At 44.6% G+C, this 17,682-nt stretch carries 11 protein-coding genes; 7 read left to right on the forward strand and 4 right to left on the reverse strand.

The features are described from left to right. Nucleotides 1–85: 85 nt before the first annotated feature. The 4 genes from ACEN9X_RS03265 to fbp form a co-directional block, all read right to left on the reverse strand. On the reverse strand, nucleotides 86–1,258 hold the full coding sequence (locus ACEN9X_RS03265; protein ID WP_413669049.1) for an acyltransferase family protein: 1,173 nt from the start codon (nucleotides 1,256–1,258) through the stop codon (nucleotides 86–88). Beyond that, nucleotides 1,258–3,471, reverse strand: a complete 2,214-nt coding sequence (locus ACEN9X_RS03270; RefSeq protein WP_413669050.1) for an alpha-N-acetylglucosaminidase — start codon at nucleotides 3,469–3,471, stop codon at nucleotides 1,258–1,260. The genes ACEN9X_RS03265 and ACEN9X_RS03270 overlap by 1 nt, the downstream gene beginning before the upstream one ends. A 137-nt stretch (nucleotides 3,472–3,608) precedes the next feature. After that, nucleotides 3,609–6,074, reverse strand: a complete 2,466-nt coding sequence (locus ACEN9X_RS03275) for a TonB-dependent receptor (protein ID WP_413669051.1) — start codon at nucleotides 6,072–6,074, stop codon at nucleotides 3,609–3,611. Nucleotides 6,075–6,219: 145 nt separating this feature from the next. After that, entirely contained in the window at nucleotides 6,220–7,263 is a 1,044-nt protein-coding gene (gene fbp / locus ACEN9X_RS03280; protein WP_413669052.1) for a class 1 fructose-bisphosphatase, read from the reverse strand. 418 nt (nucleotides 7,264–7,681) lie between these two features. On the opposite strand from fbp, the gene ACEN9X_RS03285 reads away from it, so the two are divergent. Genes ACEN9X_RS03285 through ACEN9X_RS03315 form a run of 7 tightly spaced genes read left to right on the forward strand, consistent with a single transcriptional unit; the run spans nucleotide 7,682 to nucleotide 17,305 of the window. Next, nucleotides 7,682–8,848: an iron-containing alcohol dehydrogenase gene (locus ACEN9X_RS03285; protein ID WP_413669053.1), complete on the forward strand. Its 1,167-nt coding sequence runs from the start codon at nucleotides 7,682–7,684 to the stop codon at nucleotides 8,846–8,848. A 9-nt stretch (nucleotides 8,849–8,857) separates the two neighbouring features. Then, nucleotides 8,858–9,790, forward strand: coding sequence for a dihydrodipicolinate synthase family protein (locus tag ACEN9X_RS03290; RefSeq protein WP_413669054.1), 933 nt, complete (start codon nucleotides 8,858–8,860; stop codon nucleotides 9,788–9,790). After that, a complete protein-coding gene (gene pdxA, locus ACEN9X_RS03295) occupies nucleotides 9,787–10,827 on the forward strand; it encodes a 4-hydroxythreonine-4-phosphate dehydrogenase PdxA (RefSeq protein WP_413669055.1) in 1,041 nt (346 codons plus the stop codon). The genes ACEN9X_RS03290 and pdxA overlap by 4 nt, the downstream gene beginning before the upstream one ends. Before the next feature lie 3 nt (nucleotides 10,828–10,830). After that, nucleotides 10,831–11,997, forward strand: coding sequence for a four-carbon acid sugar kinase family protein (locus ACEN9X_RS03300; RefSeq protein WP_413669056.1), 1,167 nt, complete (start codon nucleotides 10,831–10,833; stop codon nucleotides 11,995–11,997). After that, nucleotides 11,994–13,559 (forward strand): sodium:solute symporter, encoded by a 1,566-nt coding sequence (locus ACEN9X_RS03305; RefSeq protein WP_413669057.1) that lies wholly within the window; start codon nucleotides 11,994–11,996, stop codon nucleotides 13,557–13,559. Before ACEN9X_RS03300 ends, ACEN9X_RS03305 begins: the two co-directional genes overlap by 4 nt. A 9-nt stretch (nucleotides 13,560–13,568) precedes the next feature. Beyond that, nucleotides 13,569–14,990 carry a sialate O-acetylesterase gene (locus ACEN9X_RS03310; protein ID WP_413669058.1) on the forward strand — a complete coding sequence of 474 codons (1,422 nt, stop codon included), beginning with the start codon at nucleotides 13,569–13,571 and terminating at the stop codon, nucleotides 14,988–14,990. Nucleotides 14,991–14,992: 2 nt separating this feature from the next. Then, entirely contained in the window at nucleotides 14,993–17,305 is a 2,313-nt protein-coding gene (locus ACEN9X_RS03315) for a DUF5703 domain-containing protein (RefSeq protein WP_413669059.1), read from the forward strand. Nucleotides 17,306–17,682: the final 377 nt, after the last annotated feature.

Genomic DNA, 17,682 nt, shown 5'->3' on the forward strand with positions numbered 1-17,682 from the left:
AGATTTAACTGACTTAACCGGCATACGGGAGACGCAATTATGCGTCTCTACATTCAAAATCCTCAAACTTAAACAGCATTCAAGCTTATATCTTCAGAAATATCTTATTGCGATATAAAAAATACAACAAGGCAAGCTGTACAAATACAATAGATATAGCCGCCCACACAGGTTGCCAGCTTTGAGCGAGATGACTGATAATTCCTCCGAAGAAAAAATTGGCGGTATGCTGAAAATCAACCATTCCTTCAGATGCCAGGTAGATCAGGATAGAGTTTACCCCAATAAGCACAAAGGGAAAAGCCCATTTTTTGTACCCGGCAACATCTATCACCAGGTAAAATACCGAAAGGAAAACCAAACTCCATCCGCCTACAAACAACACAAATGAACTTGTCCATAAACGTTTATTTATTGGGAACGTAAGGTTCCAAAGCATCCCCAAGCCGATAAATAAAATGCCGGCTACTAATAAGCAAACACCCTTTTTCCACATTGGCCATTTTGCGGATTCAAGCTTCAGGAACTGGCCTGTAAAAATCCCAAGCATGGCTGTACCGATAGCCGGAATGGTGGATAATATGCCTTCCGGGTCATGTACTTTATCGTGCAGGCGACCAGGAAGCAATAAACGATCAATATAGGATTCCAGGCTACCGTTCATGGTTAAAACCCCTGCCCCGTAACCGGGCACCGGGATCAGTTCCATGGCTGCCCAATAGCCCAGTAGTAAAACGCCAAACCATAAAAGTTGGCCGCGCGTGTTAAAATTCAGGTAAATAATGCCTGCAAAAAACCAGGCCAAACCGATACGCCCAAGCACACTCGCAAACCGGGTATTTTCCAAACCATTAAACTTAAACAAACCGTTAACAACCACCCCTAAAAACAGCAGGATAATGGTACGCCTGATCATGGAACGATAGATTTCGCCTTTGGCGGCAGATGGTAACAAATATGGAAAAGCCACCCCGTACTTAGCTGCTTTACCGCCCATTGAATAAGGCATAGAAACCCCTGCAATAAACAAAAACAAGGGAAAGATCATATCATAAAAAGTAATACCATTCCATTCGGTATGGTGCAGTTGCCCCGACATCCATACCATAATCGGCCAGCCGGTGGCTTTGGCAAGGGCATGCACTACCCCTTCCCCACTCATAATCCAAAACATATCAAATCCACGAAGGGCATCCAACGATAACAACCTCGCAGGCTTCGCTACAATATTTCCAGTTTTAGTTGTTGATGTATCCATTACTTAAGATCGTTACCCATGTTTGTTCTGTATTTTTTATATAACTGTTGTGCAATAGCTGTGCTGCTGCCGACAGGAGCAACAGGATACGTTTTGGATGTATTAACCCATTGCCATTCCCAGTTACTTATTGATTTATCAAATAGCTTAAAATCAGGCTCCTTACCTGTTTCCATTGATCCTTTCAGTAACTCAAAGAATTTTTGCCAGCGTACCTTGTAGAAATCATTGAGCAAACCACTCCATTGCCTGCATGAGTATTCATGCAGCGGACTATCCGCATCTCCCCAAAGTGTTATCAGGTTGCGGGCATTTTTTTCGTAAAGTGCTTTTTCACCGGATGTTGTTCCCCAATTACGGGCATCGGCTATCCAGGGGCCAAGCATAAAATCTTTGCGGGTAGCCAGCAGCTTATCCATATCGGCTATCAGGCTAAGGTATTCGGTAGTATACCTGCCAAAAGCTTTATCATCTTTATCATGGTAAGCTTTTATCCATTTTAACTGGAGCGGCCGGCCATAGTTAGCCAGCACCTGTCGGGTTACATCAACCAGGTCATAATTAAAACCACTACTTTGTTTACATGCAGGTATGGCAGCAATCATTTTGTCCCAGGCAGGCAGCAGGTCTTTCCGGTTATAGTTTAAGCGGGTACGGGTCCATATTGCCGCCGAATCAAGCGTGGGCCTTCCGGTGATGATCGACTCAGCCCCATCACGGATATCCTTACCGTTGAAAACGGTGGTCCTGAGCGTTTGCCAGGCATCCTGCGCTTCCTGGCTTTTCACCCCATAACGGTTAAATAAGTATCCCGGAAGCCATTGTTCAAGATCAATAGGTTTCTTTTGCCAGGTATTTTGCGTCATTAACTCATAAAGCACAGGGGTTTGCTCAATGGCCTCCATGGTTAAGCCAATGCCTACCATACGACCCGATTTTGGATCGTTAAGAGCCCCGGCAGGCTGTCCTGCTACCGCCTCTATCCTGCCAAATAAACTGTTATTACCTCCGTAGTTATGCAGCATATTCCAGATCCAGGGCTTACCGTAAAACGCCTCGGTTCGCTTCCATATCGGTTCATAGTCGGTATTGAGGTCAAGTACTATCATGTGGTCATCAGGCACTGCATTCAGTAATGCCTTGATCTGTTCGTTTTGCCAAAATTTACGGTCGCTGAAAAACAGCCAGCCCTGCATTACCCAAACAGCTTTCGGATCTGCCCCTTTCATGCCGTCATAAACCATTGCGCTCAATTCCGACAAAAATTTCGGATCATTTGAGGGTGGCTCATTCTCATTAAAAGTATCGGCAGAATATAGGTGATCTGTACCATAAACCTTAGTTTGTTCCTGGATGAATTTCTTTCCTATTTCTGCAAATAAGGGATCTTCCGAATCAAGGATATAAGTATCGGCAAAGCCGTTGTTCCAGTTGGTTTGCTTGAGTTTAGCATTGGGAAAATGCGTTTTAAACGATGCCGGCACATGCCCTGTAAACGCAGGAAGCACCGGTTTTATCCCAAGCTCGCGCTCACGCTGCAATATTTTAACCTGTAAATCTTTATGACCAGTTATCCAGCTCGCCGGCAGCGGGCCATCCCATTTATCTATATTGCCCATATAAAACCAGCCAAAATAAGCCGGCCCGGTAAAAAAGTCCTGCATGTCTTTATTACTAAAGCCCATGCTTTTATAAACTTTATCCCATACGTACTCCTGCCCGGTTATGGCCAGCGGCATATTGATTCCGTGAAGTGCCATCCAGTCAATTTCCCTTTCCCATCGTTTCCAGTCCCACCAGCTCATGCTGTAGCTATAAGTACAATAGTTAAGGTAGTACCGGTATTGGTACGGGGTAGTTTTATGGATCTTTTTGGCAGGTGCAGGCAAATGCGCAGGTAAATTAAGGTTAGTTCCGTTCCATGTGATCTGGCAATGTGCATATTCGGTAAGGTAATAATATAAGGCCGATGCCACCGCGACACCATTATTGCCCCTTAATATGATTTTTCCTTTATTCCCCTCTACTTCAAAAACATCCCTGGCCTCGCTTTCGGGAAGAGGCTGAACAATAAAATTTTGAGCATAACCGGGCACTACCCGTTTAATTAAAGCATAAGAAGATGGTACATGCAACTGTGCCTGAGTGCTGATTATTCCACCGAATATACCGCACAGCAGCATGCAAATGAAAACCTTTGATTTAAAAGTCATTTACTTTGGATGTTTTTATGATTATCGAGTTTACGCACATCGACCGATAAATTTTGAAATCATTATCGCTCGCCTGCATGATGTGCAGAAACTCAAGGCAATAAAAACAAAAAAAGGCATATTTCATTAAAAATAAATCAAAAAGGGAAAATCGCCTTAAAACTGATGTTTCGCCCTATATTATAAATGCCAAGGTGCCCGTTTGGCGACGACCGGTAGTATTCAAAATACTTTAAACGGTTTAGGTTAGATTGGTAAGCCTTATCAAACAGATTATCTACCTGCAAAAAAAGCTCACAAATGGTTTTGTCCGATTTATTTTTGACAGACGCACCCGCTCCGATATTAAACAAAGCATAACCGGGTGTAGCTGTCTCTGTATTATCCAGAGCATAAAAGCGGTTTTGTGTAGTGTAGGCATCCATTTCGGCCTTGAAATAAATTTTTGAAAAAGCCCCGTAGGCTTTCTGCAAGCTCGCTTTAAATTCCGACCGGATGTGCACTGGCGGAATAAAAGGTAAATATTTAGCTGCACCGTTAGATTCGTCAATGAGCTGTTTATTGCCGTTGATCCCGGTTACATAAGCCAGGCTATTGTTAAAAGCCAACCATTTAACATTTTGCGGATGTATGTTAATGGTAAACTCGGCACCGTACAAACGGGCGCTGCTTTGCTGATATTGATAGGTGCTGTTACCCGGCACAATCACTACGGGGTTGCCGTTGGCGTCGGTTAGTTTAGCCTGGTAAATGTAATTATTGATATGGTTATTAAACAGCTCGGCAATCAGGTCAACATCCTTTAGGTAGGCGATGAAACCCAGGTCCTCCTGCAAGCTAAACTCGGGGTTAAAGCTGCGGTTGCCTAAATATACAATGTGCGCACCGGGGTCAAGTCCGTTGGAGCCAATTTCGGTAATATTAGGAGCGCGGTATCCCCGCGCAATGTTAGCCTTGAACAATAAGCGTTCGCTGATGTTATAGGTTATCCCCAAACTCCCCGAAACTCCCTGGTAAACATGCCTGAAGGCCGGAAATTGCAAATGCGCACCTGACGTATCCGGCAATTTCACATGCTGTTCAAACCCGTTTTTGGGGTTCGGCCCCACATAAAAATCATTCCAGTGGATGTGCCGGTTATCATACCTCAGGCCGCCCGATATGTCGACTTTTCCAATAGTCTTTTTGGCGAACAGGAAAGTCCCGGCGTCAAACAGGTTATAATCCGGGATCGGAAAATCTGTTGCCGCCTTGCTGCGGTTGGCCTGGTACATACCATTTACGCCGAGGGTACTCTCTATGCCTGCTATGGTTGGTAAATTATATTTCAGGTCGTAATTAAGGGTATTAAGTACCACATACAATCCCGGCTGATCTGCCAATGTAGGATGGTTGTATTCCCTGCGGATGCTTTGCTGCAAGCCAAGTGAAGCATTGATACTACCCCCTTCGCCCAGTTTAAACTCATTGTGCGAGTAGATCCGGTAATGCTGAATACGCTGGTGCAGCGGGGTTATGCTGTACGATCTTAACTCATCATCACTTACAATTGGCCGGTGCCTGATATTATCAGTGCTACTTTCCGCTATCTGTTTGGTAAACTGCCTTGTAAGCGAATCCCTGCTCCCATCAGGAATTTCCTGCCGGTTGTCATAAACAGTTGCCGCAATTTGCGAGTACCCCCAGTTTCTATCAACCCTGGCCATGCCCGATAGGTTGTATTCGCGGAAACCGGTGTTGTATACATAGCCGTCAATGCTGTTGTGGTAGTCATGTGCAGCTTTCGCCGTTGCCCTGAAGGCATACCGCCAATCGTTTTTTTTGTATGATAAGCCCAGGGAGGTACCTATCATGCCGTTATTGGTATGGTAATCGATAATATAATCTCCCCGTAAAACACTGTTTTCGCCGACCGGCAGGTATGGGATCATGTTGATCACTCCCGCCAGCGCATCCGAGCCATAGGTTAAACTTGCCGGTCCTTTTACCACTTCGGCGCGACCAATGCCGTATTGATCTATCTCAATACCATGTTCATCGCCCCATTGCTGCCCTTCCTGGCGCACGCCATCATATAACGTTAAAACCCGGTTGTAGCCTAATCCCCTGATAAACGGTTTAGAGATATTAGGCCCGGTAGTAACCGCGTTAACACCCGGTACTCCCTTTACAATGGCATCAATAATGTTGTTGTTGACATTCTGATCCATTTCCTTCCGGGTCATCACCGCAATGGGTATTGGATTACTGCGCAGCTCGGTTTTACGCGATACCCCGGTCACCGTTACCTCATTCAATTTGGAGCTGCTTTCTTTAAGATTCCCGTTCAATAAAGTTGCCTCATCGGGTTTCACACTCACATTGTAACGCTCGGTAACATACCCAATATTTGAAAATACTATAATATACGTACCTGCCGGCACATTTTTTAAATGGTAGTATCCCTTATCATTTGTAGTGCCTCCAATTGAGGTACCTGTAAGGACAACGGTAGCAAAAGAGAGCGGTTCACTGCCGGCTGTCAACTTCCCCTTAAGGGAACCTTGTTGTGCCGAAATAGTTATTGAGATCAGTAAAAAGTATAGTAAAGGTAATAATTTCATTTTATTCGTTTTAACGCATTATAAATAACACACAAAGCAAATAAAAAAAATTAGCCTTACCTAATTTTAATATTAAAGTTTATAAAATTCTCATCAATGTCATTCCAAATAACACCGAAACTATAAATTGATAACTATCTGCTAATTAAACAATCTTTTTATGCTGGGCTATAGATGGCTGCTGAGGAGAAAAAGCCAGCATAAAATCTTCTGCCCGCTTAACCATATGTTCTGAGCCGATAAAAATGGCCGAACGCTGGTGAAGTTCATTAACCTCCAAATCGAGGATCCGCTCATAACCTGTAGACGCTAAACCGCCTGCCTGTTCAACAATAAAGGCCATTGGGTTACATTCATAAACCAATCTTAGTTTGCCGTTTGGATACTGCGCAGTAGTTGGATACAGGAATATGCCGCCCTTAATCAGGTTACGATGGATATCGGCGATCATCGATCCGGTATAACGCGAGGTATAAGGCCGGTTAGTAGCCTCGTCCTCAACCTGGCAATATTTGATATATTTTTTTACGCCTAAAGGAAAGTGCGTATAGTAACCTTCATTGATCGAATATAAATTACCCTCCTTAGGCATTTTAATATTGGGGAGCGACAGGCAAAACTCCCCTATTGATGGATCAAGTGTAAAACCGTTAACTCCCTTGCCAGTTGTATAAACCAACATCGTCGATGAACCATAAATTACATAACCCGCTGCAACCTGCTCTGTGCCTTTCTGTAGCACATCTTCCAGGGTAGCTTTTCCTTCGGCAGATTTACGGCGATAGATAGAAAATATGGTACCTACACTTACATTCACATCAATATTTGATGAACCATCCAGCGGGTCAATAGCTACAATATATTTAGCATGCTTAGAGATTTCTGATTCTATAAGGATGGGTTCATCATTCTCTTCAGAAGCCACAACACAGCACTCACCTCCACTGCGTAAGGCCGAAATAAATTGCTCATTAGCGTAAACATCCATCTTTTTCTGCCGCTCGCCATGAGAGTTCACAGAGTCGGTTTCGCCGATAATATCAATAAGCCCTGCTTTGCTGATCTCACGGTTTACAATTTTCGCGGCAATGCCTATATCCCGCAAAAGCCTTGACAGTTCGCCTTTAGCAAAAGGGAAATCCGCTTGTTTCTCTATAATAAATTGTCCTAACGTTTTTACTACTTTCATGTGCGTGTGTATTTGTTGGTTAACAGAAATATTAAAAAAATCCCCGTATCTGGCCGGGTGGTTTATAATTACAATGTAGCGATCTGGTCAATCATGGATCAGGGCGTTAGTAGCTATTCAGGCGGCTAAAACTTTGCCCTATTCTCTCATAATCACCTTTTTTGCTAAGTTACCGGCCTTTTGTTACCGAACTGTCATGCCCCGTCTCCCCGCATTTTGGTGATCATTTACCATCATTGCTATCCATAAAAGCCAATTACAGGCAGATCATATCACAATAACTCACCAACAGATATACCTTTTGATAATATCGTACAATAACTTGATAACGGTTGGATGAAAACGGGAGATGGCATTATCCATCTTTGTTTTATATCAAAACCAATTAAAAAGGCCTGTTATTATCATTTATAAGTATATGCCGCAAATTGAACATCCTTATCGCGACATCACTATCCGGTTTCCGGGCCAGGTAATTGTTGGCAAAAACTCGCTTTTGAAATTAACTGACGAGGTTATTAATAGCAGGTATAAATCTGCTTTGATCATTACCATCAGTCCACTGTTAAGTAAGCTCGAACTACTTTTAACTCAGCTTAAAGAAGCCGGCGTTGCAGTTTATGTTGATACCTCTATAATAAAGGAGCCTTCGTTTGGAGACATTGAAGATCTGCTTGCATCTGTAAAGCATACTGAAGCCGACGTGATCGTAGGCATTGGCGGTGGCAGCGTACTTGATATAGCCAAACTCATAGCTGCGCAGATAGACAACGACCAAACCCTGGCAGATATAACAGGAATTGGCCTGCTTAAAAATCGTACTAAAAAACTGATCTGCGTGCCTACAACAGCAGGTACAGGCAGCGAAGCATCGCCCAATGCCATATTGATAGACGATGCCGATAATCAGAAAAAGGGGATCATAAGCCCATACCTGGTTCCGGATGTAGTGATCATTGATCCGGCATTGATGATTAGTCTCCCGCCGGAAGTTACTGCTGCTACCGGTCTTGACGCGTTAACCCATTGCCTTGAGGCTTATACCAACTTATATGCGCATCCACTTATCGATATGTATGCGCTTGAGGGGATCAGGCTTATCGCCGCAAATTTGGTTAAAGCAGTAAATGATGGTACTAATGAGGATGCCCGTACGCAATTAGCCATTGGCAGCTTAATGGGTGGCTTTTGCTTAGGGCCGGTTAATACGGCCGGCGTACATGCCCTCTCCTACCCATTGGGCAGCCTGTATCATATTGCCCATGGCTTATCAAACGCTTTATTGCTTCCTTTTGTAATGGAGTATAACATTCCGGCAACGCCGGAACGATATGCCGCCGTTGCCCGTGCACTGGGTTGTAATAGCAGTATTAATGATTTTGAAACAGCGTACGCCGGAGTAGAAAAGATCCGCCAGTTGATTAAAGACTGTGGCATCCCGGCAAGTTTAAAAGAAATAAACATAGATAAAAACACCATACCGCAAATGGCTGCCGATGCCATGAAAATTAAGCGCTTGCTTAAAAACAACCCGCGACCAATAAACATAGATGACGCTGTTAACATTTACGAGGCTGCTTATTAAAACATACTAATGAAACAAAAAAAGAAATATAATGGCCTGGTGGTGCCATCAATTACACCACTTACCGACAATTACAAACTTGACCATGAAGCTGTTGAAAAAATATTCGATAATATTTTCAATTACGGCGGTGTACCTTTTATCCTGGGCACCACCGGCGAATCTGCTTCATTACCAAACGATGTTAAGCTTGACTTTGTTAAACTGGCAACATCAGTGAGGCAGCCGGGCAGGTTGCTTTACGCAGGCATTTCATCAAACTGCCTGGCCGATTCAATTGACCTGGCCAAACGTTGTGCGGATGAAGGTATTGATGTTGCCGTAGCACACCTGCCTGCTTACTTTACTTTAACTGAATACGAAATTAAAACATACTTTGAAACCCTGGCCAATGAAGTACCTATCCCGCTGATAGTTTACAATATCCCGGCCACTACCAATGTATCTATAAACCTGAACCTTCTCGATGAATTAAGTTATCATGATAATATTGTGGGTACTAAAGATTCTGAACGAAACCATGACCGTTTAAAGGATTCACTCAGGCTATGGGCTGGCAGGGCCGATTTCAGTCATTTTTTGGGCTGGGGAGCACAATCAGCCCACGCGCTGTTTACAGGAAGCGACGGACTGGTGCCAAGCACCGGAAACCTGTTCCCGGATATTTATTATAAAATGATTGTCGCGGCCGATAACAACGACGAAGCTGCTGCCCTGCAATTGCAGAGACACTCCAATTTAGCTGGAGATATTTACCAGGGCAAACGCCTGCTGGGCGAATCGTTGGCAGCATTAAAATCCTTAATGCAAAGCGCCGGATTATGTCGTTCGTACATGATGCCCCCGCTGTTGAAAGTTAGCGATACTGAGGCAGCCGATCTGCAAAAGAAACTGCAAAGTATGCTCAATGTTGAAAACCTTAGCCTGCCGATATACCAATGACAGCCGAAAAACCGATCATAGCAATAACAATGGGCGACCCGGCCAGTATTGGCCCTGAAATAGCCGTTAAAGCTCTGCTTACTGAAAGATTGTATGATATCTGCCGTCCGGTGATCATTGGCGATACCGGCGTATTTTTTGATATTGTAAAAAGACTGGGCTTAGATGCACGCATCAACTCGATAAAAGATATCCGCAAGGCAAACTTTGAGTTTAGCAAACCAGATGTTTACGATCTGCAAAATGTAGATATGGAACAACTCAGGTTTGGCGAGATCTCGGCAATGGCGGGCAATGCTTCTTTTGAAGCCGTTAAAAAAGCTATTGAACTGGCAATTGACGGCGAGGTTGATGCTACCGTAACCGGCCCTATCAACAAAAAATCAATTAATGAAGCCGGGCACCACTTTGCCGGGCACACCGAAATCTACGCACATTATACCGGAACAAAAAAATACGCCATGCTGCTGGTTGAGCATAACATGAAGGTGATCCACGTATCCACCCATGTTTCCTTAAGGCGGGCATGTGATCTGGTTAAAAAAGACCGCATCATTGAAGTAATTGAATTGCTGCAGGACGGCCTCATCTCTCTGGGCGAGAAAAACCTAAAGATTGGCGTAGCCGGGCTTAACCCACATGCCGGTGACTCAGGTTTGTTTGGTACCGAAGATGATTTGGAGATTCTGCCTGCTGTACAGGAAGCTTTAAAGTTAGGCTATGATGTTGAGGGCCCTGTGCCTGCCGACACCTTGTTTTCTAAGGCATCAACCGGGTATTATGGCGGCGTAGTTGCTATGTACCACGACCAGGGGCACATCCCCTTTAAGCTTAGCGGCTTTAAATGGAATGCCGAAAAACAGCAAATGGACAGTGTAAAAGGTGTTAACATCACTATGGGGCTGCCTATCATCCGTACATCGGTTGATCATGGAACAGCTTTTGAAATTGCAGGTAAAGGCGTTGCCAGCAGCGATGCAATGATACTGGCTATTGAGTCGGCGGTGCAGTTGAGCAAAAACAGGATAAAAGCATAAGCTATGATTGCTGTAATTGCAGATGATTTAACAGGAGCTGCTGAACTGGCGGGTATAGGCCTCAACCATGGGTTAAGAACCGAAGTGAGTACTACTGTTGATGAACACTGCGACGCAGATTTGCTCATTATTGCTACCGACACTCGTTCCCTTTCCGTAATTCAGGCAAAGGAAACTGTGTATAAACTTACCGTTCAGTTACAGCAGCTAAAACCCCGGTTTATTTTCAAAAAGATAGATTCTGTTTTACGCGGACACATTATTGAGGAATTGCAAAGCCAGTTAACCGCTTCGGGTTTAAAAAGGGCATTTATTGTTCCAGGCAACCCCCATCACTCTAAAAAGCTTATAGGTGATACGTTTCACTATAATGGCGCCCCTATCCATCTTAGTAATTTCGTTAATGATCCAACCTTCCCTGCCTTAAGCTCAAATATTATTGAATTGTTGAGGGCTGATGGAAGTATCTCATTGATAAAAAAAGCGGACAGGCTACCGTCGACAGGAATTATTATAGGAGCGGCCGAAAATGAGGATGATCTTAAATATTGGATCGGCAAAACAGATAGCGAAACTCTTTTAGCGGGCTCGGCAAATCTGTTTACCACGCTGCTTGAATCATTAACAACTCCGCAAAAGGTTAAAACCCTCGACCCGGAAACTACGGGCAGGCGGTTGTTTGTATTTGGCAGCACATTTTACCAGGGCAAGCTAAACCTTAACGATGGAAGGCACAACAACATCCCGGTGCATTATGTGCCCGCGGCAACCATCTGCGCCGAAACCAGCGGCGATAATGTGCATGCTCTTTTTGCCAGCCATGTCGCATCCAGCATTATAGCGGGAAACAATGCCATCATCGCCATAAACCCCGATTTTATTAAGGACATTAAAGTAGACCCAATATTACTGAGCCACAAAATGGCGGATATTGTAAAACAGGTTATTGACCACACCTCCCTTCACGAATTGCTGATTGAGGGCGGGGCAACCGCATGGGCCATACTTGAGCGTTTAAACATCAAAAAACTATATCCCTCAAAACTAATAGCTCCCGGAGTTATTCATATGCGCATAGCGGGCAATAACCAATTATGTTTAACTTTAAAACCCGGCAGCTACCCCTGGCCAGCCCAAGTTTGGGAAACCAATAACTATACCTGCATATGAAACATGAAACCCTGCACCTGGCAGATTATATCATCATAGCACTGGCACTGGCCATTTCGTTAACTATTGGTCTCAGGTTTTCAAAAGGACAAAACTCCACTAAAAAATATTTTGTATCACGCGGTTCTATCCCCGCATGGGCTATAGGCATGTCATTAATGGCAACGCTTATCAGCAGTGTAACCTTCCTGGCCTATCCCGGCGAAGGTTTTGCCTCCAACTGGATCCTGCTGGTGCAGGGGTTGATGGTACCGATAGTTTTACTCTTGATGGTATGGTTTATTGTGCCGCTTTATCGCGAAGTTATCGGGGTAAGCACCTACGAATACTTTGAAAAACGCTTTGGTCTGTTTGCCCGGTTTTATAGCTCTATCAGTTTTGTGCTCACCCATTTTTCAAAAATGGGCACGGTGTTTTTCCTGCTGGCGCTGGCGCTCTCTAACATGACCAACACCAATACTTTTTTGATCATCTGGATAATTGGCGTGGTGATCATCGTCATCACCCTCATTGGCGGTATTGAAGCTGTGATCTGGGCCGATGTGGTACAGGGCTTTTTGCTGATTGCTGGCGGGATTGCTTCGTTCATCATCTTGATCTGTTCTATCAAAGGCGGCTTCCCTGAACTTTGGCATATTGCCAGCGTGAATCATAAAAACAATTTCGGGCCCTACTCCTGGAATTTCAAAAAGCTCACTTTTATTGTTATGGCTATTAACGGTGTTTTTTATGCCATCCAGAAATACGGTACCGATCAAACCATGGTACAGCGTTACCTCACCGCCAAAACAGATAAGGCTGCCATCAGGGCATCGATATTGGGTGTAGCCCTTACGGTACCGCTTTGGGCATTGTTCATGTTTATTGGCACCGCTTTGTTTGCTTTCTACCAGCAAAACCCATTGCCTGCAGGTATTAAAGCAGATGCGGTATTTCCGTACTTTATTATGAGCAAACTGCCCACAGGAGTTGTAGGGTTGATACTGGCGGCACTGATCTCAGCAGCCATCTCCAGCTTGGGTGCCGACCTCAATTGCCTTTCGGCCATTGGCGTGGAGGACTATTACAAAAAATTCAGGCCAAACAGGTCTGATAAGGAGTATTTGAAAGCCGGGAGATGGATAGTGGTATTGGCGGGACTTGGGGCGATGGGCATAGCTACTTTATACCTGCTGGCTGGTGATGAGGGTGCATTGGGCATTGTTTTTACTTTGTACGCTATTTTCTCCGGCGGTATAGCGGGCATCTTTTTGCTGGGCTTGTTCAGCAGTAGGGCTAACCGGCAGGGTTTGAATATCGGCATCATAGCCTGTATTCTTTTTACGGGTTATGCCTTTTTAACTTCAGCCAAAATTGGCCTGGGTGCTGATAAACATATTCTGCTTGATCTGGGTAAATACAATTTCAATCAGCATAAATACATGTTAGGTGTGTACAGCCATTTAGTGGTGATCACAGTGGGCTTCACGGCCAGCCTGTTTTTCCCCAAACCTGAATTGAATAAAAACCTCCTTTTCAGCGGTTGGCTTGAGGCCAAACGCGCAGGAAAGCTTACCAAATAATCTACAGCAATGAAAAAGTTACTGGCATCAGGCCTTGGTTTGTTCCTGTTTATATCCTCGCAGGCACAGGTAAAGCTGGCATCCATTTTTACCGATAACATGGTGCTGCAGCAGCAAAGCGAAGCCCCCATCTGGGGTTGGGATAAAGCAGGCTCAACGGTTACCATCAACACTTCATGGAACAAAAAGGCTTACAAAGCCAAGGTAAATGAAAACGGCAAGTGGCTCGTTAAGGTAAGCACCCCGGTTTACGGCGGACCTTATATCGTAACCATCAGCGATGGCAATACCATCAAGCTAAACAATGTGCTTATTGGCGAAGTGTGGCTTTGCACCGGTCAATCAAACATGGAGATCCCGATGAAGGGCTATAAAAGCCAGCCGATAATAGGTTCTGTTGATGCAATACTAAAATCAGCCAATAGCAATATCCATATTTATACCGTGCCACACTCATCAGTAACCGAGGTTCAGGAAAACAGCAAACCATCCGAGTGGCATGTGGCCTCGCCTGAGTTTGTTTCCAACTTTAGTGCTACCGGCTATTACTTTGGCAGGTTGTTGAACGAAATGTTGCATGTGCCTATCGGCCTCATTAGTGATTGTTACAGTGGTTCAAGTGCCGAAGCCTGGATGGATGCTGATGGCCTCAAAGATTTTCCGGAGATTAAAATTCCGGCTAAAACCGATTCTATAAAAGCGGTATCCCGCACACCCACTACCCTTTTCAATGGCATGCTGAACCCGGTGATTGGTTACGGCATCAAAGGCTGTATCTGGTACCAGGGCGAATCAAATTATGACCGGCCCAATCAATACGAAAAACTTTTCCCGGCCCTGGTAAAACGCTGGCGCGGACTTTGGCAGCAGGGCGATTTTCCGTTTTACTATACGCAGATTGCCCCTTATGATTATGCCCAGTTACCACCATACAATACAGGCGGCAAATACAATTCGGCCTACCTGCGAGATGCTCAGCGTAAATCGTTAAAGGTTATACCCAACAGCGGCATGGCTGTATTGCTCGATGTTGGGGAACAAGCATTTATCCACCCTCCAAGGAAAGAACCTGTAGGTACCCGCCTGGCTTACCTTGCTTTGGCGCAAACTTATGGCATTAAAGGGTTCGACTATGCAAGTCCGCTGTATAAAGAAATGACTATTGACGGAGACCGGGCTACCATCAGGTTTGAACATGCCGAAAACGGGCTTACTTCCTTCAACAAACCCATCCAAAACTTTGAGGTTGCCGGTAAAGACAAACTGTTTTACCCGGCGCAGGCCATGATATCGGGCAGTGTAATTATTGTATCTTCATCTTTGGTAAAAGAGCCTGTGGCCGTGCGTTACGCCTTTAAGGATTTTGTGGTGGGCGATCTGTTTGGCACCAATGGGCTCCCCGTTTCCTCATTCAGAACCGACGATTGGTAATTATGAAAAAACTCCTGCTGCTCTGCTTCCTGTACTGCAATATCGCGTTAGCCCAAAACAAAGGCATTGAACAATACAATGAAGTGTGGATTGGCCAGAGTCAAAACTCAGGCCAATCCATGCCCTGCGGCGGCGGAGATATTGGGTTGAATGTTTGGATTGAAAAGGGTGAACTGCTTTTTTACATAGCCCGGAGCGGCACTTTTGATGAAAATAACGCCATGCTCAAACCCGGCCGGGTAAGGGTTAAACTCTCCCCTAATCCTTTTGAGGGCAATGATTTTAAACAGGAACTAAAACTTCAAAACGGCTCGGTACTCATCAGCGGAAAAAACGGCGATTTGAAAACCGAAGTAAAGCTTTGGGTTGATGTTTACCGCCCGGTGATCCATGTTAACATCAGTAGCAATAAAGCCGTTAAAACCGAAGCCATTTTTGAAAGCTGGCGCTACCACGACAGGGAAGTTAAAGGCCTCGAAAAAAACGAAGGCTCCTGGAAATTTGCCCCTCGTAACGATGTAAAAACGCTAAAGGATAACATCGCTTTTAAAGGTAATGCTATTCAGTTCTGTCACCACAACCTCGACTCCACCATATTTGATGTTACCGTAAAACAGCAGGGCATGGATGCGGTGAAGGAGCAGATGTACAACCCGCTTAAAAACCTAACCTTCGGCGGGCTGATGCAGGGTAAAAACCTAAAACCAGCAGGTACTACAAAAGGCCATTATCTTAATACAGATTTTGAAGGCTGGAAACTGGCGAGTATTAAATCTGCACCCAGCCAGGATATCGAGATCTACCTCAACACACAACAGACTACATCTGTAAATGAATGGCAACAAGGTCTGCAAAAAGTAGTTCAAGAAGCTGAAGCCAACGCCAAAACCTCATGGCAAAAAACAGCCGACTGGTGGAAACAATATTGGGACAGGAGTTTTATCTACATTAACACCGATAAGCCTAATAATGACACAACGGCCTGGCAAACCGGTAAAAACTACCAGCTTTTCAGGTATATGCTGGGCTGTAATGCCTACGGGCAAGCACCCACTAAATTTAACGGAGGTTTGTTCACTTATGATCCTGTTTTCGTAAATCAGCAATATGCCTTTACACCCGATTTCCGTAATTGGGGCGGCGGCTTGATGACTGCCCAAAACCAGCGGTTGGTTTACTTCCCAATGCTCAAAAGCGGCGATATTGACATGATGAAACCGGAGTTCGATTTCTATCTCCGTTCCCTGAAAAACGCGGAGCTGCGCAGCAAGGTTTATTGGGGACACAATGGGGCCTGCTTTACCGAACAGGTGGAGAATTTCGGTCTGCCAAATAGTGCCGAGTACACCTGGAAGCGCCCTGCCGATTTTGACAAGGGACTGGAATATAATGCATGGCTGGAATATACCTGGGATACAGTGTTTGAGTTTTGCCTAATGATGCTGGAAACGGAGCGGTACAAAGGCGATGACATCCATCAATACATTCCCTTTATTGAAAGCTGTCTTACTTTTTTTGACGAGCATTACCAATACCTTTCCCGCAAGCGAAGCGCTAAAGCACTTGACGGTAACGGGCACCTTGTTTTGTATCCCGGCTCATCTGCCGAGACATTCAAAATGGCTTATAACTCCAACTCAACTATAGCTGCCCTGCAAACCATCACCAAACGAATGCTCGCCTTGCCGGATAGCTATTTAAAGGGCGACGAGCGCTTGAAATTGACCGGCTTACTGAAACGCATCCCCCCATTAACTTTTGCAGAAATTGATGGTCACAAAACCCTTACTCCTGCCAAATCATGGGAGCGGGTGAATAACGAAGAGAACACCCAGTTTTACCCGGTATTTCCATGGGGCATATTTGGCTTGGGCAAACCGGGCTTAGATACCGCTTTAAACACATGGAAACTGGATACCCTCGTAGCCAAATTTAGGAGCGGCATTGGCTGGAAACAGGACAACATTTTTGCTGCCCGTTTAGGTCTTACTGATGAAGCTGCTAAACTAACCACCTTCAAACTCAAAAATTCTGGCAGGCGTTTCCCTGCTTTCTGGGGTCCCGGTTTCGACTGGACACCCGATCACAACTGGGGCGGCTCGGGCATGATCGGTTTGCAGGAAATGCTAATGCAGGTTGATAATAAAAAGATAATGCTGTTCCCGGCCTGGCCGAAGGATTGGGATGTTCATTTTAAACTTCATGCGCCGTATAACACTACTGTTGAGGCTACGCTGAAAGGTGGAAAAGTGGTTGATATGAAAGTTTTTCCGGAAGAGCGAAGAAAAGATATTACGGTGATGCCGGGTCGATAAAACACTCTTTCAATTGTAACAAATCGGGTGTCCCAATTTTTTGATTCCGAAGAAAAATTAGAAAAAGTCCCGGCGTTCTTTTTTGTAAAAAGAACACTGTTCTATTTTTTGAGAGTGAAAACGCGGAAGACCTTAAAAATGAAACACGTTGATTATCAAATATATAATATTTTACGCGAAACACTATTAAATACCTGACTATCAACAATTAAACCTTTTCAGGGTAAATATCCCCTATTTCAACGGTGAGCTAAACACCTTTTTTATTTCGCCCTTTTTTAAGCTTTTTTGGACTTTTTTGAAATTGATCGCATGGGTTATAAATGGTACTGACAACATAATGCCACCAAAATTGTGGGTGTAAATGCCGATCTTCC

This window comes from Mucilaginibacter sp. Mucisp86 (assembly GCF_047324315.1).
Classification (GTDB): Bacteria; Bacteroidota; Bacteroidia; order Sphingobacteriales; family Sphingobacteriaceae; genus Mucilaginibacter.